This is a genomic window from Geodermatophilus saharensis, from assembly GCF_900188205.1.
GTDB classification, from domain to species: domain Bacteria; phylum Actinomycetota; class Actinomycetes; order Mycobacteriales; family Geodermatophilaceae; genus Geodermatophilus; species Geodermatophilus saharensis.
Window position 1 is genome coordinate 56,924 of sequence record NZ_FZOH01000009.1, and the last position, 25,914, is coordinate 82,837.

Below are 25,914 nucleotides of genomic sequence, written 5' to 3' on the forward strand. Positions count from 1 at the left end.
GGTGCCCGCGGGCCCGCCCACGCGGGCGGCGCGGGAACCGAGCAGAACGGATGAGGAGCGGACGACGGATGGCGGACTCGAGCAGTGCCCTCGCCCAGGACGGGCGACGCGCCGAACGACTGGAACTGCGGGTGCCCACCACGCCGACCCAGCTCCCCGCGGTGCGCGCGATGGCCGGTGACCTGGCGATCCGCATGGACTACGACCTCGACTCGGTCGAGGACCTGCGCCTCGCGGTCGACGAGGCGTGCGCGACCCTGTCGGCCATCGCGCTGGGCGACGCGCCGCTGACGGTGGTGTTCGAGACCACCCGCGCCGGGCTGCACATCGACGCGTGGGTGCCCACCGCCGAGGGCACCGACGTCCCCCGCGACGGCTTCGGCTGGGCGGTGCTGCAGACCCTGGCCGACAACGTCGACGGCCACCGCGCCACCCAGGCGACGGTGCCCGGCGGTGACGGCAGCGGCGCGGCGGTGGCCGTGATCAGCATGGACAAGTACCTGCCCGGGCAGCGACCGGGCGAGCTCGTCGGCCGCGCGGGCAGCGGCATGGGCAGCGACCTCTCGGTCGCCCCGTGACGTCGGCGGCCGCCAGCAGCCGGGCCGTCGAGGAGGACACCCTGGACGACGTGCCGGAGACCACGCCCGACCCCGCGGAGGAGACCGTCCTGCCCCGCGACGACGACGAGAGCACCGACGACGTCACCGACAGCGACACCGCCTCGGACGAGGACACCGAGGACACCGAGGACACCGAGGACACCGAGGACACCGAGGCCGACACGGACACGGAGGACGCCGACACCGAGGACGGCGACCGGACCGCGGACGCCGCCCGCGAGCCCGACAGCGCCCCGGTCTCGGACAACCGCCGCCGCGCCGAGCGCACCGCGCCGCTGTTCGCCGAGCTCGCGACGCTGGAGAAGGACGACCCCCGCCGCGAGCGGCTGCGCGAGATCCTGGTCGAGGAGCACCTGCCCCTGGTCCGGCACTTCGCCCGCCGGTTCAGCAACCGCGGCGAGCCCTTCGACGACCTGCTGCAGGTCGGCACGCTCGGCCTCATCGCGGCGATCGACCGGTTCGACCCCAACCGCGGCGTGGAGTTCCTCTCCTTCGCCGTCCCCACGATCACCGGTGAGATCAAGCGGCACTTCCGCGACCAGGGCTGGTCGGTGCGGGTGCCGCGCCGGCTGCAGGAGCTGCACCTGTCGCTGAACTCCGCCGTCGGGGAGCTCGCGCAGAAGAACGGGCGGGCGCCGACGCCGTCGGAGCTGGCCGAGCACCTGGGCATCCCGCGCGAGGAGGTCCTCGAGGGCCTCGCGGTGGCCAACGCCTACCGCAGCAGCTCCCTCGACGAGCGGCTCTCCGGCGAGGACGACTCCCCCACGCTGGCCGCCACCCTCGGCGAGGAGGACGCCGCGCTCGAGGGCGTGGAGTACCGCGAGTCGCTGCAGCCGCTGCTGGCCACCATCCCGGCCCGGGAGCGGCGGATCCTCATCCTGCGGTTCTTCGGCAACATGACCCAGTCGCAGATCGCCGCCGACATCGGCATCTCGCAGATGCACGTCTCCCGGCTGCTGTCCCAGACGCTGGCCAAGCTCCGCGAGGGCCTCCTCAAGGACTAGAGCCCGTGCACTTCCGCGGAAGTGCACGGGCTCCGGGTCGGCCGCACGGGCTCCGGGTCCGCTCCTCAGGCGCCCGGGGGCGTCCCGTCCTGCCGGGCGACGCCGTTCTCGGCGACCCGCGCCATGTCCGTCGTCGGTGGCAGCTGCGGAGAGGGCACGGCCGGGCCGGCGTCGGCGATGCTCGACATCTCGATCCGCGCCTCGGGCTGCGCGGCGGCCGGGGGCAGCTGCGACTCGAACCAGCCGCTGGTGTCGATCGGGTCGGTCGCGGCCGTCCCGTCGACCGACGGCGGGACGTCGAGGAACGACCGGCTCTCGCCGTCGCCCCCGCCGAGCCGGGACAGGCCCTCCAGCGCCTTGCTGAACTCGCTGGGGACGATCCACATCTTGTTCGCGTCGCCCTGGGCGATCTGCGGCAGCGTCTGCAGGTACTGGTAGGCCAGCAGGCCCTGGTCGGGCTTGCCGTCGTGGATGGCGCGGAACACCGTCTCGATGGACTTGGCCTGGCCCTGCGCCTGCAGGAACAGCGCCGCCCGCTCGCCCTCGGCCCGCAGGATCCGGCTCTGCCGCTCGGCCTCGGCGTCGAGGATCGCCGCCTGCTTGCGGCCCTCCGCCGAGAGGATCGCCGCCGCCTTCTGACCCTCGGCGCTGGTGATCGCCGACTGCCGCTGCCCCTCGGCCTGCAGGATGACCGCGCGCTTGTCGCGGTCGGCGCGCATCTGCTTCTCCATGGAGTCGCGGATGGTCGGCGGCGGGTCGATCGCCTTGATCTCGACGCGGGCCACCCGCAGGCCCCAGGGCCCGGTGGTGCCGTCGAGGACCTCGCGCAGCTGGCTGTTGATGCCGTCGCGGCCGGTGAGGGTGCCCTCGAGGTTGAGCCCGCCCACCACGTTGCGCAGCGTCGTGGTGGTCAGCTGCTCCATGCCGGTGATGTAGTTCGCGATCCCGTAGGTGGCCAGCCGCGGGTCGGTCACCTGGAAGTAGACGACGGTGTCGATGCCCACCTGCAGGTTGTCGGAGGTGATCACCGGCTGCGGCGGGAAGGAGACGACCTGCTCGCGCAGGTCGATGGTGGCCCGCACCCGGTCGACGAAGGGCAGCAGGAACGACAGGCCCGGCGAGAGCGTGCGGCTGTAACGACCCAGCCGCTCCACCACCTTCGCCTGGGCCTGCGGGACGATCGTCACGCTCCTGGCCGCCACCAGCACGAACAGCACGACGACGACGATGAGTGCGATCAGGGCGGGGGTCACGGGGGCCTCCAGGGGGTCGGTGCCTGACCGTGATCATCCCCCACCCGCCGCCGCGGGTCACCGGCCCGCGCGGCGGTTCGGGTCAGTGCTCCCCGAACGACTCGCCCACCACGGCGGTGGCGCCGTCGACCTGCAGGATGCGCACGGTCGTGCCGACCTCGAAGGTCTCGTCGAACCCCGACCGCGCGGTCCACTCGTCGGCGCCCACCTGGATGCGGCCACCGGAGCGACCCACCTCGCGGGTGACCATGGCGGTGCGTCCGACCAGCGCCTGGACGCCGTCGAGGTGCCGCGGCGTCCGGTTCTCCAGGTGCGCCTTGGCCACCGGCCGGACGGCGGCGATGAGGAACGCCGAGACGGCGAGGAAGGCGATCAGCTGGACGGGCACGCCGCCCCCGGCGAGGGCGACCACCATGCCACCCAGCGCCCCGCCGGCGAACATCAGCAGGACCAGGTCGAGGCTGACCACCTCGCCGGCGGTGAACAGCCCCGCGGCCACCAGCCAGAGCACCCACGCAGCCATGCCTGCATCCTCCCAGACGGCGGCACCGGCGAGTGCCGCTCTCGCGCCGGCTGCGCGCCCGGCCGGCCGCCCGACGTAGCCTCGCGGGGTGCACGACCTCCTCGCCGGCCGGTTCGCGGTGTGGGCCACCGCCTGGCTCTCCGGCCGCGTCTCCACCGACGCCGCGCTCGACGCGCTCGCCGACGACCGCGCGCACCGGGTGACCGGCGTGCCCGGTGCGCCCGGCGCGGTGCCGCTGGGCTGGGCGCTGACCGCGCTGCGCGGGCTCGGGGAGCGCCGGGTCAAGCTGGTGCTGCCGGTGCCCGGCGACGTCCGGGGGCTGCCGCCGGCACCCGGGCTGGGCGCGCTGGCGCTGGAGGCCGGTCAGGCCGCGGTGGGCGACCGGGTCGCGCTGGTGCCCGAGGCCGCGGGGCCGGAGGTCGTGACCTGGACGGCGGTCGACCTCGACGGCGTGCCACCCGCTCCGCCGGCGGCGGAGGGGTCGCTGCGCGCGCTGTCGGGGTCGCTGGACCTCGCCGTCGGCGACGCGGCCCGCACGCTGGCCCGCCTCGACCTCGCCCGCTGGCACCCCGAGGTGCCGGCGCTGCTGACCGGCCTGGCCGGGGCTCAGGCGCCGGAGCTGCCGCCGGACACCGACCCGCTGGCGGTATCGGTCCTCGCCCGCGCCCGGCGGCTGGCGCGGGTGCTCGACCTCGCGACGGCCGACGCCCCCGGCGGCGCGGTCACCGGCGGTCAGGCCGCCGCCCGCGACGACGCGCTGCGCCCGCTGGCCGCCGCCGTCCGCGAGGCGACCGTCGCCGCGTACAACGCCGTCCCCCGCTGACCGGCCTCCTCGCGTGCGCCCTTCTCGCGTGCGCCGTTGCGGCCGCCGCAGCAGTCACGGGCGGCGGGCGGTCACCAGCCAGGCGGCCGAGCCGAACTCGACGCCGCCGCCGCCCCGGTGCGCCTCCACCCGGCGCCGCAGGTCGCCCAGCGCCGCGTCGCGGGCGGCGTCGTCGAGCCCCTCGAGCATCCAGCCGGCGAGGCCGGTGACGAACCCGAACGCGTCGTCGGCGTCGGCGCCGAGCCACAGCGGCTCGTGCAGCGCGTCCACCGACACCGACCGGTAGCCGGCGCCGTCGAGGACCTCGCGCACGCGGGCGGGGTCGGCCATCGAGAACGGGCCGGGAGCGCCGGGCGGCGGCGCGGGCACCGGCCGGCCCGCGGCGAGGGCGGTCGTGATCTCGGTGATCCACTCGTTGGCCGCCGCGGCCTGCCACACCAGCAGGACCAGCCGGCCACCGGGCAGCAGCGCGCGGCCCACGTTGGCCAGCGCGGCCACCGGGTCGGCGAAGAACATCGCCCCCGCCCGGCTGACGGCGACGTCGCTGCCGCCGGGCAGGTCGGCGACCTGGGCGTCGGCGTGGACGAAGACGACGTTGTCCAGCCCCTCCTCGTCGGCCCGGCGGCGCGCGACGGCGAGCATCGTCGAGGACAGGTCCACCCCCACCGCGGAGCCCGCGACGGCCAGGCGGGCCGCCGCGCGGGTCGTGGCGCCGGTGCCGCAGCCGACGTCGAGCACCCGGTCGGCCGGCCGGACGGCGGCGGCAGCGAGGAGGGGCGCGTCGTAGCGGGCCACCGACCGGTCGAAGCGGTCGGCCTCGGCGGCCCAGAACTCGCCCTGCGAGCCCTCCCAGGAGCGGTGCTGCGCGGCGTTGCCCGGGTCGACGTCGAGAGAGCGAGCAGCGACCACGGCACACCGTCCTCGTCCGGCCCCCGGAGCTCCGAGGGTCCGCTCCCGGCCCGGGCCCGTCAACGGGCGCGGGCGGTCGCGGTCGGTGGCCGGAGGGGCTCCCGTGCGGGCAGCGGCGCCGCTACGGTCGGCCGCCATGACAGCGCCGACGATGAACGGGCTGATCCACAACGCCGTGCGCCGGGACCTCGCCCGCCTGTCGGCGGCCCTCGACCCGTGGCAGGACGGCGACCGCGCCCGGGCGGCCGGCCTCGAGCGGGCCTTCGCCAACGTGCACCGCGAGCTGACCCACCACCACGAGGGCGAGGACGAGTACGTCTGGCCCTTCCTCGCCGGCACCGGGGTCGCCGCGGACCTGCTGACCGAGATGGAGGAGGAGCACGCGGCGATGTCGGCCGCGCTGGCCGGCACCGCCGGCGCGCTGCGCACGCTGGCCCGGACCGGTTCCGGGGCCGACGCCGCGGCCGCCCGCACCAGCGTGGAGCACACCCGCGCGGTGGTGGTCGGCCACCTCGACCACGAGGAGGAGGCGCTCGAGCCGCTGCTGCGCGCGCACGAGGGCAGCGCCGAGTGGCGGGCCGTCACCGGCCGGCTCCGGCACCGCGACCCCCGCGCGGCCGGCTCCTTCTTCGCCTGGCTCACCGACGGCATCAGCGCCGGCGACCGGGCGGTGCTGCGCGCCACGGTGCCGGCGCCGGTCACCGCCGTGCTGTCCCGGGTGTTCGGCCGGCGCTACACCCGCGGGGTCGCGCCGGTGTGGCGCGCCGCGGTCCGCCCGCCCGTCGGCGGCTAGCGGCCCGCCGGCCGCGGGACGTGGCAGCAGGCGGCGGGGCAGTTGGTGCCCAGCCGCGGCTGCCCGCCGGCGCGGCGCTCCTCCAGCAGCTCGCGGACCATCGCCACGAACGCCGGGTGGGTGCCGGCGGTACCGGCCCGCACGAACACCAGCCCGAGCTCCTCGGCGGTCCCCTCCGCCTCGTTGTCGAGGTCCCAGACGACCTCGAGGTGGTCGCTGACGAACCCGACCGGGAACACCACGACCGCGCGCTCGCCGCTCCCGGCCAGCGCGCGCAGGTGGTCGTTGACGTCGGGCTCGAGCCACGGCACCGACGGCGGGCCGCTGCGGCTCTGCCAGACCAGGTCGAACTCCCGGCCGGGGTCGACGGCGTCGACGACGGCCCGCGCGGCGGCGGTCAGCTCGGTCTCGTAGGCGTGCCCGTCGGGCCCGGCGACGGCGGCCATCGCGTCGGGGATGGAGTGCGCCGTGGCCACCAGGCGGGCGGTGCCGCGGTGCTCCTCGGGCAGCCGCGCCAGCGCCGCGGCGAGGGCGTCGGCGTTGGCCCGCACGAAGCCGGGGGTGTCGAAGTAGTGCGGCAGCTTCTCGGCGGTGGGGCCGCCCCCGGTCGCGATGCGGGCCCGGGCGACGTCCTCGTGGTACTGCCGGCACCCGGAGTAGGAGGCGTAGGCCGAGGTCGCCAGGACGTAGACGTGCTCGACGCCGTCGTCGGTCATCTGCTGCCAGACGTCCTCGACGTAGGGGTCCCAGTTGCGGTTGCCCCAGTACACCGGCAGCTCCACGCCGTTGGCGGCGAGGTCCTCGCGGATCGCGGCCACCAGCGCCTCGTTCTGCTCGTTGATCGGGCTCACGCCGCCGAAGTGGTGGTAGTGCTCGGCGACGTCGAGCAGCCGCTCGCGGGGCACGCCCCGCCCGCGGGTGACGTTCTCCAGGAACGGCATGACGTCGTCGTGACCGCGGGGCCCGCCGAAGGAGAGCACCAGCAGCGCCTCGCGGCGGCCGGGCGGGGCGGGCGTGGCCGCGGGCGGGACCCCGCCGTTGTTGCGGACGGCCAGGGAGGGGTCCTCGTCGGGACGCTGGCCGGGGTGCAGGTCGACGGTGGCGCGGGGCACGGACTCTCTTCCGGGGACGGTGCGGGGACGGATGCGCTCACACGCCGACGGCGTGGCGCTGTGACCTCACACGCCGACGGCGTGGAACCCGCCGTCGACGTGGACGATCTCGCCGGTGGTGGCGGGGAACCAGTCCGACAGCAGCGCGACGACGGCCTTGCCGGCGGGCTCGGTGTCGGTCACCGACCAGCCCAGCGGGGCGCGGCCCTCCCAGGCCTCCTCGAACTGGGCGCTGCCGGGGATGGACTTCATCGCCATGCTGCGCAGCGGGCCGGCGGCGACGATGTTGGACCGCACGCCCTCCGGGCCGAGCTCGCGGGCCAGGTAGCGGCTGACGGACTCCAGCGCCGCCTTGGCCGCGCCCATCCAGCCGTACACCGGCCAGGCGACGCTGGCGTCGAAGGTGAGCCCGACGATGGCCGACGGGTTGCCCAGCAGCGGCCGGCAGGCCTGGGCCAGCGAGGCGTAGGACCACGACGACACCTGGAACGCCGTCGCGGCGTGCTCCCAGGCGACCTCGGGGAAGCCCTCCCCCATCGCCTCCTGCGGCGCGAAGCCGATGGAGTGCACGACGCCGTCGAGGGTGTCGAGGCCGGCCTCGCGCAGCCGGTCGGCCAGCGAGCCCAGGTGCTCGGTGTTGGTCACGTCGAGCTCGACGACGGCGGCCTCCTGCGGCAGCCGCTTGGCGATCCGCTGGCAGAGCGACAGCGCCCGCCCGAAGTTGGACAGGACGACGGTGGCGCCCTGCTCCTGGGCGATCCGCGCGGTGGCGAAGGCGATCGACGCCTCGGTCAGCACGCCGGTGACGAGGACCTGCTTGCCCTCGAGAATGCCGCTCATCAGTGCCCCATCCCCAGTCCGCCGTCGACCGGGACGACCGCCCCGGTGACGTATCCGGCCGCGTCGCTCGCCAGGAAGCGGACGACGGCGGCGATCTCGTCGGCCTCGGCATACCGGCCCAGCGGCACCTGCCCGAGGATCTCCTGCTGCCGCTTCTCCGGCAGTTCCGCGGTCATGTCGGTGCGCACGAACCCGGGCGCGACGACGTTGGCGGTGACGTTGCGGCTGCCGAGCTCGCGGGCGATGGAGCGGGCCAGGCCCACCAGCCCGGCCTTGCTCGCGGCGTAGTTGGTCTGCCCCGCCGAGCCCAGCAGCCCGACGACGGAGCTGACGAACACCATGCGGCCGCGGCGCGCGCGGACCATCTTGGGCGTCGCCCGCTTGGCGACCCGGTAGGCGGCGGTGAGGTTGGCGTCGAGGACGTCGGTGAAGTCGTCCTCCTTCATCCGCATGAGCAGCCCGTCGCGGGTGATGCCGGCGTTGCTCACCAGCACCTCCACCGGCCCCTGGTGCTCCTCGACCTCGGTGAAGGCGCGGTCGACGGCCTCGGCGTCGGTGACGTCGCACTGCACGCCGAACAGCCCCTCGGGGGCGCCGCTGCCGCGGTGGGTGACGGCCACCGCGTCGCCCTGCTCGGCGAAGGAACGGGCGATGGCCAGCCCGATCCCCCGGTTCCCGCCGGTCACGAGCACCGACCTGGCCACGTGCACCCCCTGTCCGAGGACCTCGTCCGGCGTCCAACCTAGTCAGCCCCCGCCGGTCCCACCCGGCCGCGGGTGTCAGCCGGGCGTCTCGAGCTCGACGTCGTAGGAGGTGATGACCGCCAGCGCCCCGTCGCGGAACTCGTAGACGTCGCAGGAGGCCACCACCGAGGTGCCGCCGGGGTCGGTGTACCGGGCGACGACGTCGCAGGCGGCGGCGTCGCCGTCGGCCACCAGCACGAAGCGGGTGAACTCGACCCGGGTGCCGGCGAGCGCGGCCAGGGTCTGCTCGCAGAGGCCGACGACCGCGTCCCGGCCGACCGTCCGCCGGGAGCCGACGGCGGTCCAGACGACGTCGGGGGCCAGCACCGGGTACACGTCGCGGAAGCGGTGGCGGCTGAAGGCCTCGGCGACCTCGCGGGGTGCGGTCACCGCGCCGTCCGCTCCGCGGCCTCCCGCACCAGGTCGGCCACCTCCGGCCGCGCGGCGTGTGCGCCGCCCTGGAGGAACGACTGCTGGATGACCTCGTCGAGGCGGTGGCGCGACATCATGTCCGCGCCCATGGCCTCCTGCTCGGCCGGGCCCGGGGTGAACACGGCGGTGCGGATCCCGGCGGCGTGCAGGGCCCGCACCTCGCGGACGAGCTGCCGCTGCGAGTACCGGCGCACGGCGGCGGTGACGTCGGGGCGCCAGCCCGGGGACCCGCTCATCGGCGCGACGACGAGGACGAGGCCGACGCCGGCGGTGCGCATCACCGCGGCGTTGGTGGCCGAGTGCACGCCGCCGTCGACGTAGGCGTGCCGGCCGATGCGCACGGGGGCGAAGTAGCCGGGCACCGCGCAGGAGGCGGCGACGGCCAGGTGCAGCGGCACCGCGGGGGCGCCGGGGCGGCCGAAGACCACCCGGCGCCCGTCGCGGCGGCGCACCGCGGTGATCCACAGGTCGCGCTCGGGCCACCCGGGTCCCTCGACCTCGCGCAGGGCGGCCAGCTGCTCGACGACGTCGTGCCGGCCCGGCGCCAGCAGCGTCATGGCGGCGGCGAGTGGGTTGAAGCGCAGCGGGCGGGCGATGGCCCGCCCGATCAGCTGGGGGCCGGGCAGCCGCAGCGGCCGGCGCAGCACCTCCAGCGGCCGGAACGGCGCCAGCTCGGGGACGCTGGTGGCGGCCATCGTCCTGAGCACCTCGTCCTCGCCGGACAGTGGCGCCTTGACCGTCCACGCGGCGAGGTCCTCCGCGGACACCCCCGCCCGCAGCAGGGTGCCGGTGATCGACCCGGCCGAGGTCCCGACGACGACGTCGGCGCCGCGGGCGTCGAGGCCGAAGTCGTGCTGCAGCACCGCCAGCACGCCGGCGTGGTAGGCCTGACCGACGACGCCGCCCCCACCGAGCACCAGACCGACACGGACCACGCCACGAGCCTGCCACGGGCGTGATCACCGGGCCCGCCGGGGCGGCCCGGCGTCAGCCCCGCGAGGTGGCCGGCGCGACCGGCCGCGGGCCCGGCGCCTCGTCGGCCAGGGTCTGCAGCGTCGCCCGGGCACCCCGCTCGTGCAGGGAGGTCAGCGTCGCCAGGTAGGCGGAGGTGAAGCGCTCGTCGTCGACCAGGTCGCCGAACAGCTCGCGGTCCGCGAGGAAGGCGAGCGGGTCCTCGCGCTGGGCCCGGGCCCGGGCCACCAGCGCGTCGCGCCGGCGGTCGGTGATCTCGATCGGGTGCCCCTGCTCGTCGACGCCCTCGCAGTACCGGGCCCAGGCGGCGACGACGGCGGCGGACCGCCGCACCTCGCCCCCGGCGGCGAGGTTGTCCCGCACGACCGGCAGCAGCCACTTGGTCAGCCGCTCGGAGCCGTCGAAGGCCAGCCGGGCGAGTGTGTCGCGGACGGCGGGGTTGGAGAAGCGGACGACCAGCTCCCGCCGGTAGTCGTCGAGGTCGATCCCGGGGACCGGCAGCAGGGTCGGGGTGGCCTCCTGCTCCATGTAGCCGACCAGGAACGCCCGCAGCAGCGGGTCCTGCGCCGCGTCGTGCACCAGCGTGTGCCTGGCGAGCCGGCCGAGGTAGGCCAGTGCCTGGTGGCTGGCGTTGAGCAGCCGCAGCTTCATCCGCTCGTAGGGGTCGACGTCGTCGACCACCTGCACGCCGACCTCCTCCAGCGGCGGCCGCCCGAGGCTGGTGCGGTCCTCGAGGACCCACTGGCTGAACGGCTCGCAGACCACCGGCCACCCGTCGTCGACGCCGAACCGGCGGGCCACCTCGGCGCGGTCGTCGTCGGTGGTCGCCGGGGTGATCCGGTCGACCATGGAGTTCGGGAAGGGGACCTCGTGCTCCACCCACGCGCCGAACCCCGGGTCCCGCAGGGCGGCGAACGCGGCGAAGCTGCGGCGGGCGACGTCGCCGTTGTGCTGCACGTTGTCGCAGGACACCACGGTGAAGGGGGCCACCCCGCGCCCGCGCCGGCGCGCCAGCGCCTCGGCGACCAGTCCGAACCACGTCACCGGCGTCGCGCCGCGCCCCAGGTCCCCGGCGACGCCCACGTCGGTCGGGTCGAACTCGCCGGTCACCGGGTCGATGGCGTAGCCGCCCTCGGTGACCGTCAGCGACACGATCCGCGTCGTCTCCGCCGCCATCTTCTCGACGACGGCCTCGGGGTCGTCGGGGGCGAGCAGGTACTCGACGATCGAGCCGACGACGCGGGCGTCGTAGGTGCCGTCGGCGTGCTTGGCGACGAGCGTGTAGAGGCAGTCCTGCGCCGCCATGACCTCCGCCGTCCGGCGGTCCGACGGCAGCACGCCGACGCCGCAGATCCCCCAGTCCTGCGCCTGTCCCTGCTCCAGGAGCCGGTCGACGTACACGGCCTGGTGGGACCGGTGGAAGGCGCCCACCCCCAGGTGCACGATCCCGGTGCGCACCCGGGAGCGGTCGTATCCGGGTACCGGCAGGGAGCCGGCCAGGGACGGCAGGGTCGCGGTGCTCAGGGGGTGCACGGTGTCCTCCGCTCGGACGGGGCTGGCGGTCAGCGCTGGGGGTGGACCACGACCTTCACCGAGCGGGGGTCGTCACGCCCGGCGGTCAGGGCGTCGGCCGCCCCGTCGAGGCCGTAGGTGCCGGTGACCAGCCGGTCGAGGTCGACCCGTCCGGCCGCGACCAGCGCGATCGACGTCGGCCACGTCCCGGCGTAGCGGAAGGTGCCGGTCACCTGCAGTTCCCGTTCCTGCACCACCGACAGCGGGAGGGACAGCTCGTCGCCGCCCATGCCGACCAGGACCGCCCGGCCGGCGCGGTCGAGCGCGCGGATGGCCGCCGTGGTCGCCGCGGGGTGCCCCGAGCACTCCAGCAGCACCTCCGGCGGGCGGGGCAGCTCGGCGACGTCGGCCGTCCGCGCGTCGACGACGTCGGTGGCCCCGAGGTCGCGGGCCAGGGCGAGCCGTTCGGGGTTGACGTCGGACACCACGACCTCGGTGGCGCCGGAGGCCAGGGCCGCCTGGACGCTGACCAGCCCGATCGGCCCCGCACCGGTGACCAGCACGCGCGAACCGGCGGTCACGCCGCCCTTCCGGCAGGCCCACAGGCCGACCGAGAGCGGTTCGAGCAGCGCGGCGGCGTCGTCGCTGAGGACGTCGGGCACCGGGTGGGCGAACGCGGCGTGCACCACGACGTACTCGGCCAGCGCTCCGTCGACGGGCGGGGTCGCGAAGAAGCGCATCCCCGGGCACAGGTTGTACCGGCCGGCCAGGCACTGCGGGCACGTCAGGTCGGGGACGCCCGGTTCCACCGACACCCGCTGCCCGACGGCGAGGGAGGTGACGCCCGGCCCGAGGGAGGCCACCTCGCCGGCCGCCTCGTGCCCCAGCACGAGCGGGGAGTCGACGACGAACCGGCCGATCCGCCCGTGGTCGTAGTAGTGCGTGTCCGACCCGCACACGCCGACCGACGAGACCCGGACGACGACCTCCCCGGGGCCGGCTCCCGGGACGGGTCTCTCCTCGATCCGCACGTCGCCGACCCCGTGGAGCACGGCGGCCCGCATCACCGCGCCTCGCTCGAGGGTGGCCGCGCTCGCGGCCGACCGGGTCACTTGACCGCGCCGAGGGAGAGCCCCTGCACGAGCTTGTCCTGGGCGGCGAAGCCCGCGATCAGCACCGGCAGGGACACCGCGAACGCCGCCGCGCAGACCTGCGCCAGGAACAGCCCCTGGCTGGTCACGAACCCGGTCAGGTAGACCGGCGCGGTCTGCGCCACGGTGCCGGTCAGGGTCCGGGCCAGCAGCAGCTCGTTCCAGCTGAAGATGAAGCAGATCAGCGAGGTCGCGGCGATGCCCGGCAGGACGACGGGTGCCACGACCGCGCGGAGGGTCCGCAGCAGCCCGGCGCCGTCCATCTGCGCGGCCTCGAGCATCTCCACCGGCACCTCGGCGAGGAAGGAGCGCATCATCCAGACCGCGATCGGCAGGTTCATCGCCGTGTACAGGACGATGAGCAGCCAGATGTTGTCGAGCAGGCCGCTCCACTGCGCGAACAGGTAGATGGGCAGCAGCCCGGCCACGATCGGCAGCATGCGGGTGGAGAGGAAGAAGAAGAGCACGTCGCTCCACTTGCGCACCGGCTTGATCGACAGCGCGTAGGCGGCGGGGAGGGCCAGCAGGAGCACGATGACGGTGGACACGACGCTGGCGGTCAGGGAGTTGAGCAGCGACGGCCACGGGTTGGTGCCGGTGCCGACGCCGAAGAACTCGCGATAGCCCTCCAGCGTCAGCGGCGCCGCCAGCGAGGGCGGGTTGGTGGCGGCGTCCTCCTCGCTGTGGAACGACGTCAGCACCATCCACAGCACCGGCACGACGAACAGGAAGCCGATCACCCAGGCGAGCAGCCCCAGCAGGGGGCCCGAGCGCGGCTTGCGGGTGCGGCGGGGCCGGCCCTCGGGGGTGCGGGTCGCGGCGACCGGCGCGACGTCGGTGATCGAGCTCATCGCGCGTTCTCCTCCTGGAACAGCGTCGACACCGTCCGCAGCGCCAGGGTGGCGATGACGATCGTGCCGATGACGACGACGACGCCGGCGGCGGATGCCCGGCCGTAGTCGTGGGCCTGGTAGAAGGTCTGGTAGATCACGTACGGGAGGTTCGCCGTGCCCAGGCCGCCCGAGGTGATGGTGAAGACCGCGTCGAAGTTCTGGACGATGTAGATCGACCCCAGCAGCGCTCCCAGCTCCAGGTAGCGGCGCAGGTGCGGGAGCGTCATGTACCGGAAGATCTGCCAGGTGCTCGCGCCGTCGAGGCGGGCGGCCTCGATGACGTCCAGCGGCCGGCTCTGCAGTCCCGCCAGCAGGATCAGCATCATGAACGGCGTCCACTGCCAGATGAGCGCGACCTCCACCGAGACCAGCGGGGCGGCCGTGATCCAGTCCGGCTGTGGCGCGTCGTCGGACCCGAACAACCGCCAGATGCCGTTGAGGGTGCCGTTGAGCAGGCCGTACTCGGGGTTGAACAGGGCGTGCTTCCACAGCAGCGCCGCGGCCACCGGCACGATCAGGAACGGTGTGATCATCATGGTCCGCACCACGCCGCGGCCGCGGAACCTGCGGTCCAGCAGCAGTGCGACGCCCAGCCCCAGGAGCAGGCTGACCAGCACGACGACCACGGTCAGGATGACCGTCGTGAGGATCGCCTCGCGCATGTTGACGTCGGTGAGCACGCTGGCGTAGTTGCTGAAGCCGGTGAAGCCGCGCTCGTCGGGGTAGTAGGCGTTCCAGTCCATGAAGGACACGACCAGCGTCACCACGAACGGCAGCTGGGTCACCACGATGGTGAAGACCAGGGCCGGCAGCAGGGGCGCCCGGCGGGCCCAGTCGCTGGTCCGGCGGAGCGCGCCGCCCGGGGGTGGCGGCGGTGGCGGGGTCGGTGGCGTGGGCGGCTGCTGACCGCGTCCGCGGCTGGTCTCGAGGGTGGTGCTCATGCCGCTGCCTCCTGGGGACCTGCCTGCGGGCTCATCCGGACTCCCGCTCGCGGTAGCGGGCGGCGACGTCCTCGGCCAGCTGCTGACCCCGGTCGAGCGCCTCGTCGACCGTCATCTGGCCGGCGATGGCGGAGCTGACGTCCTGGGACACCTGGGTGGCCAGGTCCGGGAACTCGGGGATGCCGATGAACTGGATGCCGGGCGCCGGGCGGGGCTGCACGCCCGGGTCGTTCGGGTCGGCGGCCTGGATCGCCGCCAGCGTGGGCTCGGCGAACGCCGAGGCCTCCGCCAGGTAGTCGGGGTTCTCGTAGGTCGAGGCACGCTTGCCGGCGGGGACGCGCGACCAGCCGAGCTCGGCGCCGACGAGCTCCTCGTACTCCTGGCTGGAGGCCCAGGAGACGAACTCCCAGGCGGCGTCCTTCTTCGAGCTGGCCTGCTGGATGCTCCAGGACCACGCGTAGAGCCAGCCGGAGCTGTCGGTCTCCACCACCGGCGCGGGTGCGTAGCCCATCAGCCCCCGCACCGGGGAGTCGGCGGACTCCAGCGAGCCGGCCGCCGACGTGGCGTCGTACCACATGGCCGCGTTGCCCTGGACCACGTTGTTGAGGCACTCGGTGAAGCCGGCCTGCGGTGCACCGACCTCGCCGTGCTCGCGGACGAGGTCGACGTAGAACTGGACGGCGTCGCGGAACTCGGCGCTGTCGACCTGCGGCTGCCAGTCCTCGGTGAACCAGGTGCCGCCGAAGGTGTTGACGACCGTGGTGAGCGGGGCGAAGACCTGACCCCAGCCCGGCTGGCCGCGCAGGCAGATGCCGGCCATCCCCGGCTCGGCGCCGTCGACCTGCGCCGCGATGTCGGCGACCTCCTGCCAGGTCGGGGCGTCGGGCATCGTGATCCCGGCGGCGTCGAGGACGTCCCTGCGGTACATGAGGAACGAGGACTCGCCGTAGAACGGCTCGCCGTAGAGCCGCCCGTCGTCGCCGGACAGCGACGCGGTCAGCGGCGCGAGGACGTCGTCCTGGTCGAACTCGGGATCGGCCGCGACGTACTCGTCGAGTGGGGCGATCCACTCGCTGCGGGCGTAGATGGGGATCTCGAAGTTGCTCAGCGTGGCGACGTCGTACTGCCCGGCCTGGCTGGAGAACTCCTGGCTGATCTTGTCCCGGACGTCGTTCTCCGGCAGCACGGTGTAGTTGACCGAGATGCCCGTCTCGGCGGTGAAGTGCTCGGCGGTCAGCTGCTGCAGGTCGACCATCTGCGGGTTGTTGACCATCAGCACGTCGATCGTGTCCGGCCCGCCGCCGGTGGGTCCCCCGCCCCAGCCGGCGCAGCCGGTCACCCCGACGGTCAGCACGGTCGTCGTCGCCACGGCGAGGGCGGAGCGGGTGCGTGGGTGCACGGTCGGAGTCCTCTCCCGAGCCAGCGCACCACCGGTGCGCGCTCATCTGAGCGCGCGTGCTCTCAGATGTGAGTGACCTGAGTCTCATACGGCCGGGTGACCCCGTCAAGAGCGGTGCCATGATGAGGAGCAGCGCGCTCAGATGAGCAGGAGAAGCAGATGACGGCGGAGCCGGGCGGATTGGCGCGGATCGTCCTGACGGCGTCGATCGCCCGCCGCTACTACCTCGACGGCCGGTCGAAGGTCGAGATCGCCGACGAGTTCGGGCTGAGCCGCTTCAAGGTCGCCCGCCTCCTCGACGCCGCCCGCGACAGCGGGCTGGTGCGCATCGAGATCCGGCACCAGGGCGAGGTCGACGTCGACCTCTCGGCACGGTTGCAGGACCGCTACGGCTTGCAGCACGCGGTCGTCCTCGACATCCCCGACGACGACCCCGCCTCGCTGCGCGACCACCTCGGGCGGGCGGCGGCGCAGCTGCTCGCCGAGGTGATCACGCCACAGGACGTGCTCGGCCTCGCCTGGGCGCGGGCGGTCAGCGCGATGGCCCGGGCCCTGCCGCCGCTGCCGGGGACACCTGTCGTCCAGCTCACCGGGGCGATGTCCCTGCCCGGCGGGCCGGACACCTCCGTCGACGTCGTCCGCGAGGTGGCCAGCGCCTCGGGCGGCGCGGCGCACGTCTTCTACGCGCCGTTCACCGTGCCCGACGCCGCCACCGCGCGCGCCCTCCGCCAGCAACCCGAGGTGGCGCGCGCGTTCGCCCACCTGCCGGCCGTCACGAAGGCGGTGGCCGGGGTGGGCCTGTGGGCGCCGGGTCTCTCGGTCCTCCACGACGCCCTGCCGGAGGAGGACCGCGACGCCCTCGCGCGGCTCGGGGTCTGCGCCGACGTGTCGGGGGTCTTCCTGTCCGCCGACGGCGAGCCGGTGGTGACCGAGCTGTCCGAGCGCATGATCGGCATCGGCGCGGAGGAGATGCGAGCCATCCCCGAGGTGATCACCATCCCCTACGGCACGGCGAAGGCCCGGGCCGTCCGCGCCACCCTCCGCAGCGGGCTCGTCGGTGGCATCGTGACGCACACGGCCCTCGCCCGGGCCGTGCTCGAGGAGTGACGGCCCGCCGACGCCGGCGGCAGCACCCGCCCGAGGGAGGCCCATGCGCGAGGGGACCGAGACCACGGGGACCGGCGGTGAGGTCCCCCTCGTCGGGGGCACCGCCAACCGCGGGCAGGTGGTGCGGGTCGGGGACACCGTCCGCCGGCCGCGCCGCGACACGAGCGCGGCCACGCACGCGCTGCTGCGCCACCTCGCCGACGTCGGCTTCGCCGGGGCACCGCGCGTCCTGGGGGTGGACGGACGGGGCCGCGAGGTCCTCTCCTTCGTCCCCGGCACCGCCGTCACGCCGCCCTACCCGGCCTGGGCCCTCACCGACGACGCGCTCGTCAGCGTGGCGCGCCTGCTGCGCGACTACCACCGGGCCGTGAGCTCCTTCGACCCGGAGGGCCACGAGTGGCCGCCACGCCCGCCGGCTCCCTTCGCCGGCCGGCTGGTCACCCACAACGACGTCAACCTGGACAACGTCGTCTTCCGCGGGGGCCGGGCGGTCGCCCTCATCGACTTCGACCTGGCCAGCCCCGGCAGCCGTGTCTGGGACGTCGCCGGCGCGGCACGGCTGTGGGCTCCCCTGCGTCCCGACCGGCACGTCGGCGACTCCCGGCGCGGCCGGGGCCTGTCCCGCTTCCGGTTGTTCGTCGACAGCTACGGGCTGACCGACGGCGACCGGGACCGGCTGGTGAGCGCCGTGCTCGGGAGTCACGACTGGTCCTACGACGTCGTGGGCACCGCCGCCGCGAACGGTCACCCCGCCTTCACCGACTACTGGACCAACGGCGCGATGGTCCGCGCCCGCGAGACCCGCCAGTGGTACCTGGACCACGCCGACCTGCTGCGCGACGCACTCGCCTGACCGTGAGCCGGACCCGCACCGCGGCCGGGCCGCCGGGACGCGAGCGGGCCGCTGGCTCCCTACGCTGACGCCGTGTTCCTCCTGTTCGGGTTCGGCACGAAGCAGCAGCACCTCGGTCCCGGACAGCTGCGCACCTGCCCGCGCTGCTCGAACACCACGGCTTGGGCGCGGATCCGGCAGTTCCGGCAGTTCAGCGTGTTCTTCGTGCCGGTCCTGCGCTGGCGGCGCGAGCAGCTGGAGGTCTGCGGCGTCTGCGGCACCGCCGTCGCGGTGTGACCCGTCCGGCTCGGGGCGCCCGTCCCGGGCCGCCTGCGGAGGCGGTCAGGCCACGGCGCGCCGGGCCCGGACGGCGTCGGCCAGCTCGGCGAGCAGCGCCTCGGTCGTCGGGAGGTCGACGCAGGCGTCGGTGACGCTCACGCCGTAGGCCAGGCGCTCGGGGTGCCGCTGGTCGAGGTCCTGCCGGCCCTCGACGAGGTTGCTCTCGATCATCACGCCGCGGATCCCCCGCTCCCCGGCCGCGATCTGGCCGGCGAGGTCGCGCACCACCAGTGGCTGGCGCCGGTGGTCCTTCTGGCTGTTGCCGTGTGAGGCGTCGACGACGACCACCTCCGGCAGCCCGCGCTCCGCCAGCCGCCGCTTGGTGTCGGCGACGTGCGCGGCGGAGTGGTTGGGGCCGTGCCGGTCGCCGCGCAGGATCACGTGCGCGGTGTCGTTGCCGGTGGTCGACAGCTGCGCGGACACCCCGTGGGCGTCGACGCCGAGGAACTCGTGCGGGGCCCGCGCGGTCAGCACGGCCGAGACGGCGGCGTCGATGCTGCCCTCCGGGGAGTTCTTGAAGCCGACGACGGAGGAGAAGCCCGACACCCGCTCGCGGGCGGTCTGGTCGGTCACGTTGCGGGCGCCCACCCCGTTGTAGGTGACCAGGCCGTTGACGTACTGCGGGGTGAGCGCGTTGAGCGGCTCCGCGGCCACCGGGACACCGAGGTCGGTGATGCGGCCCATGAGGACGCGGGTGGCGACCAGCCCGACGCTGATCCGGCTCGACCCGTCGAGGAACGGGTCGTAGGCGAACCCTTTCCAGTCGACCTCGGTGCGCGGCTTCTCGGTGTAGGTCCGCATGAGGAGCTCGAGGTCCGCCCCGTGCCGCTCGCGCATCCGGGCGAGGAAGGCGGCGTACTCGAGCGCGGCCTCGGGGTCGTGGATCGAGCAGGGGCCGGCGATGACGGCGAGGCGGTCGTCGCGGCCGGCGACGACGTCGGCGACCGCCCGGCGCCCGGCGGCCGTCGTCGCGGCGGAGGCGGCGCTCAGCGGGAGGACCGTCGCCACCGCCGCCGGGGTGACGACGACGCTCAGCCCGGTGATGCGGGTGTTGACCAGCCCGGACAGGTCGACGTCGCCGTCCGGCGGGACGCCGAGCCGCTCGCGGACGCCGGGCAGCAGGGCGCCCAGCGCGGCGTCGATCTGCCCGTTGACCTGGGTCTGCACCTCGACCAGGAGGTCGGCGATCCGGGTCGCCGTGTCCAGGATCCGCTCAGCCGGCATGGGGCCTCCCGTCGTCGCCGCCGGTCGCCGAGCCAACCACAGGCCGCCGCGGCGCCCGGCCGCGGTCAGCGCGCCGCGGGCAGGGCCGGGCCGGGCCGTGCGGCCAGCGCGTCGGTGAGCAGGCCGACGAGCGCCTCCAGCTGCACGTCCCCGGCCGGCGAGGCGTCCCCGTCCGCGCCGTCGAGCGCGCGCGCCGCGAGGCCGGCCTTGCTGTCGACCAGCTCGGCGACCCGGCTGTCGATCGTCTGCGCGGCGATGATGCGCCACGCCGTGACCGGCTCGGTCTGCCCGATGCGGTGGCTGCGGTCGATGGCCTGGGTCTGCTCGGCGTCGGTCCAGGACAGCTCCGCGAGCACCACGTTGGAGGCGACCTGCAGGTTGAGCCCCACCCCGGCCGAGGTGAGCGAGCAGACGGCGACGGCGACGTCGGGGTCGGTGACGAACGCGTCGACGTTGCGCTGGCGCACCGTCGGCGTCTGGTCGCCGCGGATCGAGGAGAACCGGATGCCGAGCCGGGTGAACGTCTCCTCGGCGGCGTCCATCACGTCGACGTGCTTGGCGAAGAACACGACCTTGCCGGCGCTGCGGGCCAGCTGCGCCGCGTAGTCGGCGGCCAGGCCGGCCTTCGCGCGGCCGATGCGCCGCATCACGCCGAAGACGTTCTCGCCGGTGGTCGAGGCGTTCGCCTCCTTGAGCTCCCACCGGGCCACCCGGCGCACCAGCTCGAGGTCGATGCCGCCGTCGGGGCTGTCGGCGGTGTCGGCGGTCCGGGCGGCCAGCGCGGCCTCGTACCGGGCGACCAGCCGGCGGGCGAGGTCGCGCTCGGCCGCGCGGATCGAGCGGCCGGCCTCCCCGTCGAGCTCGACGGGGAGGTCGGCGACGAGCCGGGCGGGGATGTCGGCGGCGACGTCGACCTTGCGGCGGCGGACGATGCCGCGGTCGACGACGCACTGGCGGGCGGCGGCGTAGAACCCGGGGTCGGCGGGCGTCAGGCCGGTGTCCTCGAGCGCGTCGAGCAGCTCGCCGACCGGCCCCGTCTCGTCGATCCAGCCGAGGAACTGCCAGATCGCCCGGAAGTCGTCGATGTCGTTGATCAGCGGGGTGCCGGTGAGCGCCATCAGCAGCGCCCGCGGGGTGCGCTCGCGGATGCGCGCGGACAGCCCCAGCACGTGCTGGGAGCGCTGCGAGGTGCGGTTCTTGATGAAGTGCGCCTCGTCGACGACCATCCCGCGGAAGCCGAAGTCCCCGAGCCAGCCCGCGTGGCGGTCGAGCACGTCGTAGTTGACGACGACGACGTCGGCGAACCCGTCGATGGTGTCGCCGTCGCCCTGCACGACGGTGGCCGGCCGGTGCGGCGTCCAGCGGCCGGCCTCGCGCGCCCAGTTCGTCTTGACGACGTTGGGCACGACCACGAGCAGCGGGTAGGCGTCGGCCGCCTCCGCGGCCAGCAGCGACTGCGCCGTCTTGCCCAGGCCCGGCTCGTCGGCGAGCAGGAACGTCCGGTGGCCGGCCGCGGCGGCGGCGACCAGCCGGGCCTGGTGCGGCATCAGCTCGGCGCCACCGGGGAGGGTGCGCAGGGTCGGCTCGGGCAGGTCCATGGAGGCCGGCGCGCCGGCGCCGGCCCGCTCGAAGGAGGTCAGCAGGGGGCCGAGCAGCTCCCAGCCGGCGAGGCGGCGCGGGCGGACGGCGGCCGGCCGCGGGGCGGAGAAGTCGGGGGCGAGGAAGGGGTTGGCCAGCTGCCGGGACACGACCGACCGCGGCACGACCCGCCGCTCGGGCGGGGCGGGGGTGTCCACCGGCTCCGGCGCGGGCAGGTCGTCCGGGGCCGGCTCGATGCCGACGGCGCGCAGCAGCTCCCGCCGGCGCGACCGGGCGGCGTCGGAGACGACCGCGTCGTCGTCGAGCAGCGCCAGCAGCGCGGCGTCGCGGACGGCGGTCGTCGCGAGGATGGTCGCGATCCCGTCGAGGCGCTTGAGCTGCTCGGCGCGGCGGGTGGGGCTCAGGGCGCCGTCGGCCTGCACACGGGCGCGCTCCTCGCGCAGCAGCAGCGCCACGACCTGCACGTCGGTGCGGACCGACGGCGTCACGCGACGCCGCCGGACGGCCGCCTCGACCTCGCGGACGGTGCGGGCCAGCAGCGAGACGAGGTCGCGGTCCCGGACGCGCCGCTGCTGCCGCGGGGCGGTACGGCGGGCGCCGGTGGGGCGCCGGCCTGGTCGAGCCACTCGAACACTCCTCTGCGGTGCCCGGCAACGATTGCCGGGGCAGGGCCGCACCCGGTGGTGCGGCCGGACGACGACGGCCGGGCGGGGACGCGGTCGTCCCGGGCCGGACCCTCGGGTCTGCCGGGGGCGGTGCCCCCGGACCGGCGGCGGCCGGTCGGCGACTCGACTCGTCCGGGAGAGCCGCCGGTCGGGCGGAGGTGGTCCGCCCCGACTGAACAGTAACGCCGACCGGCCGCCGGGTATTGCCGTCCCGGCGAGTCGGCGCCGGGGACCCCGGCCAGCACGGCCCTGATCGCTTGGGATCTGCAACGACCTGGGAGCGTGGGACCGTGCACACCGCTCCTCCGTCCCGGGCCCTGGTGCCGGTGCTGCTCTTCGTCGGCACGGTCGTCGCCGTCATCAGCAGCCTCGGCGCACCCCTGGTACCGGCCATCGCCACCGAGATGGCGACGACGCTGCCCAGTGCCCAGTGGGCACTGACGGTCACCCTGCTGGTCGGCGCGGTCGCCACCCCGGTCGTCGGTCGGCTGGGCGACGGTCCGCACCGGCGCGCGGTCGTGCTCGTCGTGCTGGCCGCCGTCACCCTCGGCGGGCTGCTGGCCGCCCTCCCCCTGGGTCTGGGGTGGCTCGTCGCGGGCCGGGGGCTGCAGGGGGTCGGGCTCGGGCTGACCCCCCTGGCGATCGCGACGGCCCGGGAGGCGCTCGCGGGCCAGCGGTCGCGGTCCACGATCGCCGCGCTGTCGATCACCGTGGTGGCCGGTGTGGGGCTCGGCTACCCGCTCGCGGGACTCGTCGCGGAGCTCGGCGGTGTGCACGCCGCCTTCTGGGCCGGGGCCGCCGTGAGCGCCGCCGCGCTCGTGGCCTCGGCCGCGGTCCTGCCCGCCTCGCACAGCACGTCCTCCCGGCCGCTGGACGTCCTCGGCGCCGTGCTGCTCGGCGCCGGGCTGGCCGGTGCGCTGCTCGCCCTCGGCGAGGCGGAGGGCGGGGGCTGGACGTCGCCGGTGCCGTGGGTGCTGATCGCCGGGTCCGCTCTCGTGCTGGCGTGCTGGGTGCTCCGGGAGCTCAGGACCCCGTCGCCGCTGGTCGACCTCCGGCTGGCCCGGGGACGCACCGCCGCCACGGCCCACTCGGCGGCCCTGCTGGTCGGGCTGTCGAACTACCTCCTCCTCGCGGCGGTGCCGGTCCTCGCGCAGGCCCCGCGGGGCGGCCCGGGGCTCGGCGCGTCGATCGTGGTCGCCGGGCTGGCGCTGCTGCCGTTCTCGGCGGCCAGCGTGCTCGCCGGACGGCTGGCCCGGCTGCTCGCCGACCGCGCCGGCCCGCACCTCGTGCTGCCGGTCGCGGCGCTCGTCCAGAGCGGCGCCTTCGTCCTGTTCGGCCTGGCCCACACGCAGCTGTGGCAGGTGTTCCTCGTCATGGCGGTGGCCGGGCTCGGGGTCGGGGCGGCCTTCGCCGTCTTCCCGGCGCTGGTCATCTCCGCCGTGCCGTCGTCCGAGACGGGCAGCGCGATGAGCCTGAACCAGGTGCTGCGCTACGTCGGGTTCGCCCTCGGCAGCGCCCTGACCGCCACCGTCCTCGCCGCCGCCACGCCCGAGGGCGCCGCCGCGCCGGGCGGGGAGGGGTACGGCACCGTCGCCGTCCTCGGGTTCGCGGTCTGCGTGCTGACCGCCGTCGTCGCGTGGCTGCTGCCCCCGCGCGCGGCGGCCGGGGCCGCGGACCCGCCGGCCCGGACGGCGGCCGTCCAGGCGACCCGGGGCCGCTGACCGAACGCCACCGGGTGTCGTCGGCGGAGCTGCGGGGCCACACTCCCCGGACATGGAGCCCGCCGACGTCGCCCTGCGCAACGACACCTACCGCGCGTTCGTGACCCTCGGCCGCGCGCCGTCGGCCGACGAGGTCGCCGCCGCGAGGGGGACGACGCCCGACGAGGTCCTGCGGGGGTGGCGGCGGCTGCACGACGAGCACGCCCTCGTCCTCGACGCCGGGGGCACGCAGATCCGGATGGCCAACCCCTTCTCCGCCGTCCCCACCGCCCACCGGGTGCGGGCCGGCGGCCGCTGGTGGTACGCCAACTGCGCCTGGGACGCCTTCGGCGTCTGCGCGGCCCTGCACACCGACGGGCGCATCGAGACGTCCTGCCCCGACTGCGGGGACCCCCTCGCCATCGCCGTCGAGGACGAACGGCCCGAGGACCCGTCCCTGCTCTTCCACTGCCTGCTGCCCGCGCGGCGCTGGTGGGACGACATCGTCTTCACCTAGAGCACGATGAACCTCTTCCGGTCGGAGGAGCACGTCACCGCCTGGCTCGGCACCCGTCCCCCCGGCGTCACCGTCCCGGTGACCACCCTGAGCGCGCTGGCGCACGCCTGGTGGGGCGACCGGCTCGCACCCGGCTGGACGCCCCACTCCCGGCAGCAGAACCAGGCCGTCCTCGACGGCGTCGGGCTGACCGGCGAGTTCTGGCGGCTCGGCTGACCGCCCCCGGAGGTGCTCGCGCCGCACGCCCGCCTGTCGGGAGCACTCCGCCGCGGTCGGGCCGGGAGCCGGCGCCCGGACCGTCCCGCGGCTAGGCCTGCCAGCGCCGGCGCACGTCGTCGGCGAAGGCCGTGTACTCCCGGACGGGGAGGACCTCCTCGAGGGTGAGGTGGTGACTCATCGGCAGGGCGCCCATCACGATCTGGTCGAGCTGGTCGTGCGACTCGACCTCCACGATGCCGATGACCCGGCGCTGACCGGCGACCTTGTACAGGCTCTTGATGACCCCGGCCTCGATCGCGCCGATCGCCGCCTGCGTCTCCCGCTCCCACTCGTCCCAGAACTCGTCGCGGTCGAGCCGGGTGTGTTCGACGCGGAAGCTGACGTGGAACAGCATCGGGGCACTCCAGAGGACCGGGCGGCGCCCGGGGCAGACGCCGCTGCTGTCGGGGTGGGCGTCAGCGTGCCCGCGCCTCGCCCACGGGACAAGGCGGCGGACGGGGTCACCACGCCCGGGCCGACGACGACCGGGTCCGGCTGCCACGGCGGGCCCCGACCGTGCGCCACCCGGGTCCCCGCCCGGTGGTCGCCGGCCCGTCGGCGAGTGCCTCGCCCGCGTCGCCTACCCGCTGGTCGTGCCGGGGTCCTCGGCGACGGTCAGCCCGTGCTCATCAGGGACGGCGGTCCGCCCCGCCCCAGGAGGTGCATCAGCGAGGCGGCCTCGTCGGTGATGATCGCGTCGACCCCCAGGGACACCGCGAACTGCATGTCGCGCGGGCGGTTGACGACCCACACGTGCACCTGCAGGCCGGCTCGGTGCAGGCGCGTGACGAGGCCCGGGTGCTGGCGCAGCAGCGCCAGGGACGGTCCGACGGCGGTGCCGTCCGGGAGGACGGGTCGCGACCGCGACCGCGGCAGCACCTGGCGGACCAGGTGCACGGTGGGGAGGTCCGGCGCCAGGACCCGGACCCGCCGCAGCGCCGTCGGCGAGAAGCTCATGACCCGGACCGCCGGGCGTCCCGACCACTGCAGCGGACGCCCGCCGGAGAGCAGCCCGAACCTGCGCAGGCTCGTCAGCAGGGCCGCCTCGACCTGACCGGCGTGGCGGGTCGGGTGCTTGGTCTCGATCGCCAGCCGCACCCGCCCGGGCGAGGCCGTCACGTAGTCGAGCAACCGGTCCAGGGTGAGCACCCGGCCGGCGTCCTCGTCGGCCTCGACGTCGTCCTCCTCGACCGCCGGACGCGACCGGCGACCCCGGATCGCGGCGCCCCGCGGCCGCCGGTGGACCACCCGGTGTCGCTCCAGCTCGGCGAGGTCGAGGGCGGACACCACACCGCGGCCCGTGGACGTCCGGTTGATGCGGCGGTCGTGCACGCACACCAGCACGCCGTCGCGGGTCATCCGGACGTCGCACTCCACGGCGTCCGCGCCGAGGGCCAGCGCCTGCTGGTAGGCGGTGAGGGTGTGCTCGGGGGCCTCCGCCGACACGCCGCGGTGCGCCACGACCTCGATCTCCGACGGTGCGCGCGGCGGCAGGCCTCCGACGCCCCTGCCGTGGCCCGTACCGGTCCCCGTACGGGACACGCCATCTCCTCGAACGGTCCCAGGACCGGGCGCGGACGCCGGGTCGCCGTCGTCCGGCGGCAGGACCCGTCCCGCCGCCGCTGGGCCCGCCTCCTACCCGGCGCCTCCCGGGCGACACGCGCACCGGGCGTCCGGGACGCGGCCGGGAGCAGCGGGCGGTCACGCCAGGGCCTCACCGCGTGCGAGCCGTGCTGATCACCCGCGTCCCGGA

27 protein-coding genes are annotated in these 25,914 nt (G+C 75.3%); 10 read left to right on the forward strand and 17 right to left on the reverse strand.

Annotated elements, in window-relative coordinates; translation table 11 throughout:
* Nucleotides 1-68: 68 nt before the first annotated feature.
* Both CHC04_RS19395 and CHC04_RS19400 read left to right on the forward strand, forming a co-directional pair.
* Nucleotides 69-578: an ATP-binding protein gene (locus CHC04_RS19395; protein WP_089405601.1), complete on the forward strand. Its 510-nt coding sequence runs from the start codon at nt 69-71 to the stop codon at nt 576-578.
* Nucleotides 575-1,624: an RNA polymerase sigma factor SigF gene (locus CHC04_RS19400; protein ID WP_245817507.1), complete on the forward strand. Its 1,050-nt coding sequence runs from the start codon at nt 575-577 to the stop codon at nt 1,622-1,624. The genes CHC04_RS19395 and CHC04_RS19400 overlap by 4 nt, the downstream gene beginning before the upstream one ends.
* A gap of 65 nt (nt 1,625-1,689) precedes the next feature.
* Here CHC04_RS19400 and CHC04_RS19405 read toward each other — a convergent pair whose 3' ends face one another.
* Nucleotides 1,690-2,877, reverse strand: coding sequence for an SPFH domain-containing protein (locus CHC04_RS19405; RefSeq protein WP_089405602.1), 1,188 nt, complete (start codon nt 2,875-2,877; stop codon nt 1,690-1,692).
* A gap of 82 nt (nt 2,878-2,959) precedes the next feature.
* Nucleotides 2,960-3,400, reverse strand: a complete 441-nt coding sequence (locus CHC04_RS19410) for an NfeD family protein (RefSeq protein ID WP_089405603.1) — start codon at nt 3,398-3,400, stop codon at nt 2,960-2,962.
* 88 nt (nt 3,401-3,488) lie between these two features.
* Here CHC04_RS19410 and CHC04_RS19415 point away from each other — a divergent pair, with 88 nt between their 5' ends.
* Nucleotides 3,489-4,223: a hypothetical protein gene (locus CHC04_RS19415; RefSeq protein WP_089405604.1), complete on the forward strand. Its 735-nt coding sequence runs from the start codon at nt 3,489-3,491 to the stop codon at nt 4,221-4,223.
* 54 nt (nt 4,224-4,277) lie between these two features.
* Here the strand turns inward: CHC04_RS19415 and CHC04_RS19420 are convergent, their stop codons facing one another.
* Nucleotides 4,278-5,132, reverse strand: a complete 855-nt coding sequence (locus CHC04_RS19420; protein WP_089405605.1) for a class I SAM-dependent methyltransferase — start codon at nt 5,130-5,132, stop codon at nt 4,278-4,280.
* A 136-nt stretch (nt 5,133-5,268) separates the two neighbouring features.
* Here CHC04_RS19420 and CHC04_RS19425 point away from each other — a divergent pair, with 136 nt between their 5' ends.
* Nucleotides 5,269-5,925 carry a hemerythrin domain-containing protein gene (locus CHC04_RS19425; protein ID WP_089405606.1) on the forward strand — a complete coding sequence of 219 codons (657 nt, stop codon included), beginning with the start codon at nt 5,269-5,271 and terminating at the stop codon, nt 5,923-5,925.
* Here CHC04_RS19425 and CHC04_RS19430 read toward each other — a convergent pair.
* The 10 genes from CHC04_RS19430 to CHC04_RS19475 all read right to left on the reverse strand — a co-directional run bounded on the left by CHC04_RS19430 (nt 5,922) and on the right by CHC04_RS19475 (nt 15,920).
* Complete coding sequence (locus CHC04_RS19430; protein ID WP_089405607.1) at nt 5,922-7,037, reverse strand: ferrochelatase; 1,116 nt, start codon at nt 7,035-7,037, stop codon at nt 5,922-5,924. The genes CHC04_RS19425 and CHC04_RS19430 overlap by 4 nt on opposite strands.
* A 66-nt stretch (nt 7,038-7,103) precedes the next feature.
* The gene (fabI, locus tag CHC04_RS19435; protein ID WP_176450103.1) at nt 7,104-7,877 is read right to left on the reverse strand and encodes an enoyl-ACP reductase FabI; all 774 of its coding nucleotides are present in this window, start codon (nt 7,875-7,877) and stop codon (nt 7,104-7,106) included.
* The gene (gene fabG / locus CHC04_RS19440) at nt 7,877-8,581 is read right to left on the reverse strand and encodes a 3-oxoacyl-[acyl-carrier-protein] reductase (protein WP_089405737.1); all 705 of its coding nucleotides are present in this window, start codon (nt 8,579-8,581) and stop codon (nt 7,877-7,879) included. Before fabG ends, fabI begins: the two co-directional genes overlap by 1 nt.
* A 75-nt stretch (nt 8,582-8,656) precedes the next feature.
* Nucleotides 8,657-9,010: a nuclear transport factor 2 family protein gene (locus CHC04_RS19445; protein ID WP_089405608.1), complete on the reverse strand. Its 354-nt coding sequence runs from the start codon at nt 9,008-9,010 to the stop codon at nt 8,657-8,659.
* Nucleotides 9,007-9,987: a patatin-like phospholipase family protein gene (locus CHC04_RS19450; RefSeq protein ID WP_089405609.1), complete on the reverse strand. Its 981-nt coding sequence runs from the start codon at nt 9,985-9,987 to the stop codon at nt 9,007-9,009. Before CHC04_RS19450 ends, CHC04_RS19445 begins: the two co-directional genes overlap by 4 nt.
* 52 nt (nt 9,988-10,039) lie before the next feature.
* Nucleotides 10,040-11,557 carry a mannitol dehydrogenase family protein gene (locus CHC04_RS19455; protein ID WP_089405610.1) on the reverse strand — a complete coding sequence of 506 codons (1,518 nt, stop codon included), beginning with the start codon at nt 11,555-11,557 and terminating at the stop codon, nt 10,040-10,042.
* A 29-nt stretch (nt 11,558-11,586) separates the two neighbouring features.
* Complete coding sequence (locus CHC04_RS19460; protein WP_245817509.1) at nt 11,587-12,648, reverse strand: NAD(P)-dependent alcohol dehydrogenase; 1,062 nt, start codon at nt 12,646-12,648, stop codon at nt 11,587-11,589.
* Nucleotides 12,645-13,538, reverse strand: a complete 894-nt coding sequence (locus CHC04_RS19465; RefSeq protein ID WP_089405611.1) for a carbohydrate ABC transporter permease — start codon at nt 13,536-13,538, stop codon at nt 12,645-12,647. Before CHC04_RS19465 ends, CHC04_RS19460 begins: the two co-directional genes overlap by 4 nt.
* Nucleotides 13,535-14,521, reverse strand: coding sequence for a carbohydrate ABC transporter permease (locus tag CHC04_RS19470; protein ID WP_089405612.1), 987 nt, complete (start codon nt 14,519-14,521; stop codon nt 13,535-13,537). The genes CHC04_RS19465 and CHC04_RS19470 overlap by 4 nt, the downstream gene beginning before the upstream one ends.
* 31 nt (nt 14,522-14,552) lie before the next feature.
* The gene (locus tag CHC04_RS19475) at nt 14,553-15,920 is read right to left on the reverse strand and encodes an ABC transporter substrate-binding protein (protein WP_245817511.1); all 1,368 of its coding nucleotides are present in this window, start codon (nt 15,918-15,920) and stop codon (nt 14,553-14,555) included.
* A 159-nt stretch (nt 15,921-16,079) separates the two neighbouring features.
* Here CHC04_RS19475 and CHC04_RS19480 point away from each other — a divergent pair, with 159 nt between their 5' ends.
* The 3 genes from CHC04_RS19480 to CHC04_RS19490 all read left to right on the forward strand — a co-directional run bounded on the left by CHC04_RS19480 (nt 16,080) and on the right by CHC04_RS19490 (nt 18,156).
* Entirely contained in the window at nt 16,080-17,027 is a 948-nt protein-coding gene (locus tag CHC04_RS19480) for a sugar-binding transcriptional regulator (protein WP_089405614.1), read from the forward strand.
* A gap of 43 nt (nt 17,028-17,070) precedes the next feature.
* Nucleotides 17,071-17,880, forward strand: a complete 810-nt coding sequence (locus CHC04_RS19485) for a phosphotransferase enzyme family protein (protein ID WP_089405615.1) — start codon at nt 17,071-17,073, stop codon at nt 17,878-17,880.
* 72 nt (nt 17,881-17,952) lie between these two features.
* The gene (locus CHC04_RS19490; RefSeq protein ID WP_089405616.1) at nt 17,953-18,156 is read left to right on the forward strand and encodes a zinc-ribbon domain-containing protein; all 204 of its coding nucleotides are present in this window, start codon (nt 17,953-17,955) and stop codon (nt 18,154-18,156) included.
* Between the two features lie 45 nt (nt 18,157-18,201).
* Here the strand turns inward: CHC04_RS19490 and CHC04_RS19495 are convergent, their stop codons facing one another.
* Both CHC04_RS19495 and CHC04_RS19500 read right to left on the reverse strand, forming a co-directional pair.
* Nucleotides 18,202-19,422: a 3-deoxy-7-phosphoheptulonate synthase gene (locus CHC04_RS19495; RefSeq protein WP_089405617.1), complete on the reverse strand. Its 1,221-nt coding sequence runs from the start codon at nt 19,420-19,422 to the stop codon at nt 18,202-18,204.
* Nucleotides 19,423-19,487: 65 nt separating this feature from the next.
* Nucleotides 19,488-21,647 carry a DEAD/DEAH box helicase gene (locus tag CHC04_RS19500; RefSeq protein WP_089405618.1) on the reverse strand — a complete coding sequence of 720 codons (2,160 nt, stop codon included), beginning with the start codon at nt 21,645-21,647 and terminating at the stop codon, nt 19,488-19,490.
* Between the two features lie 329 nt (nt 21,648-21,976).
* Here CHC04_RS19500 and CHC04_RS19505 point away from each other — a divergent pair, with 329 nt between their 5' ends.
* Genes CHC04_RS19505 through CHC04_RS19515 form a run of 3 tightly spaced genes read left to right on the forward strand, consistent with a single transcriptional unit; the run spans nt 21,977 to nt 24,119 of the window.
* The gene (locus CHC04_RS19505; protein WP_245817513.1) at nt 21,977-23,407 is read left to right on the forward strand and encodes an MFS transporter; all 1,431 of its coding nucleotides are present in this window, start codon (nt 21,977-21,979) and stop codon (nt 23,405-23,407) included.
* 52 nt (nt 23,408-23,459) lie between these two features.
* Entirely contained in the window at nt 23,460-23,903 is a 444-nt protein-coding gene (gene merB / locus CHC04_RS19510) for an organomercurial lyase (RefSeq protein ID WP_089405619.1), read from the forward strand.
* A 6-nt stretch (nt 23,904-23,909) separates the two neighbouring features.
* Nucleotides 23,910-24,119, forward strand: a complete 210-nt coding sequence (locus CHC04_RS19515) for a hypothetical protein (RefSeq protein WP_089405620.1) — start codon at nt 23,910-23,912, stop codon at nt 24,117-24,119.
* Between the two features lie 91 nt (nt 24,120-24,210).
* On the opposite strand, the gene CHC04_RS19520 is transcribed toward CHC04_RS19515, so the two are convergent.
* Both CHC04_RS19520 and CHC04_RS19525 read right to left on the reverse strand, forming a co-directional pair.
* Nucleotides 24,211-24,516, reverse strand: coding sequence for a muconolactone Delta-isomerase family protein (locus tag CHC04_RS19520; protein ID WP_089405621.1), 306 nt, complete (start codon nt 24,514-24,516; stop codon nt 24,211-24,213).
* A gap of 260 nt (nt 24,517-24,776) precedes the next feature.
* Nucleotides 24,777-25,703 (reverse strand): glycerophosphodiester phosphodiesterase, encoded by a 927-nt coding sequence (locus CHC04_RS19525; RefSeq protein ID WP_217897460.1) that lies wholly within the window; start codon nt 25,701-25,703, stop codon nt 24,777-24,779.
* Between the last annotated feature and the right edge of the window lie 211 nt (nt 25,704-25,914).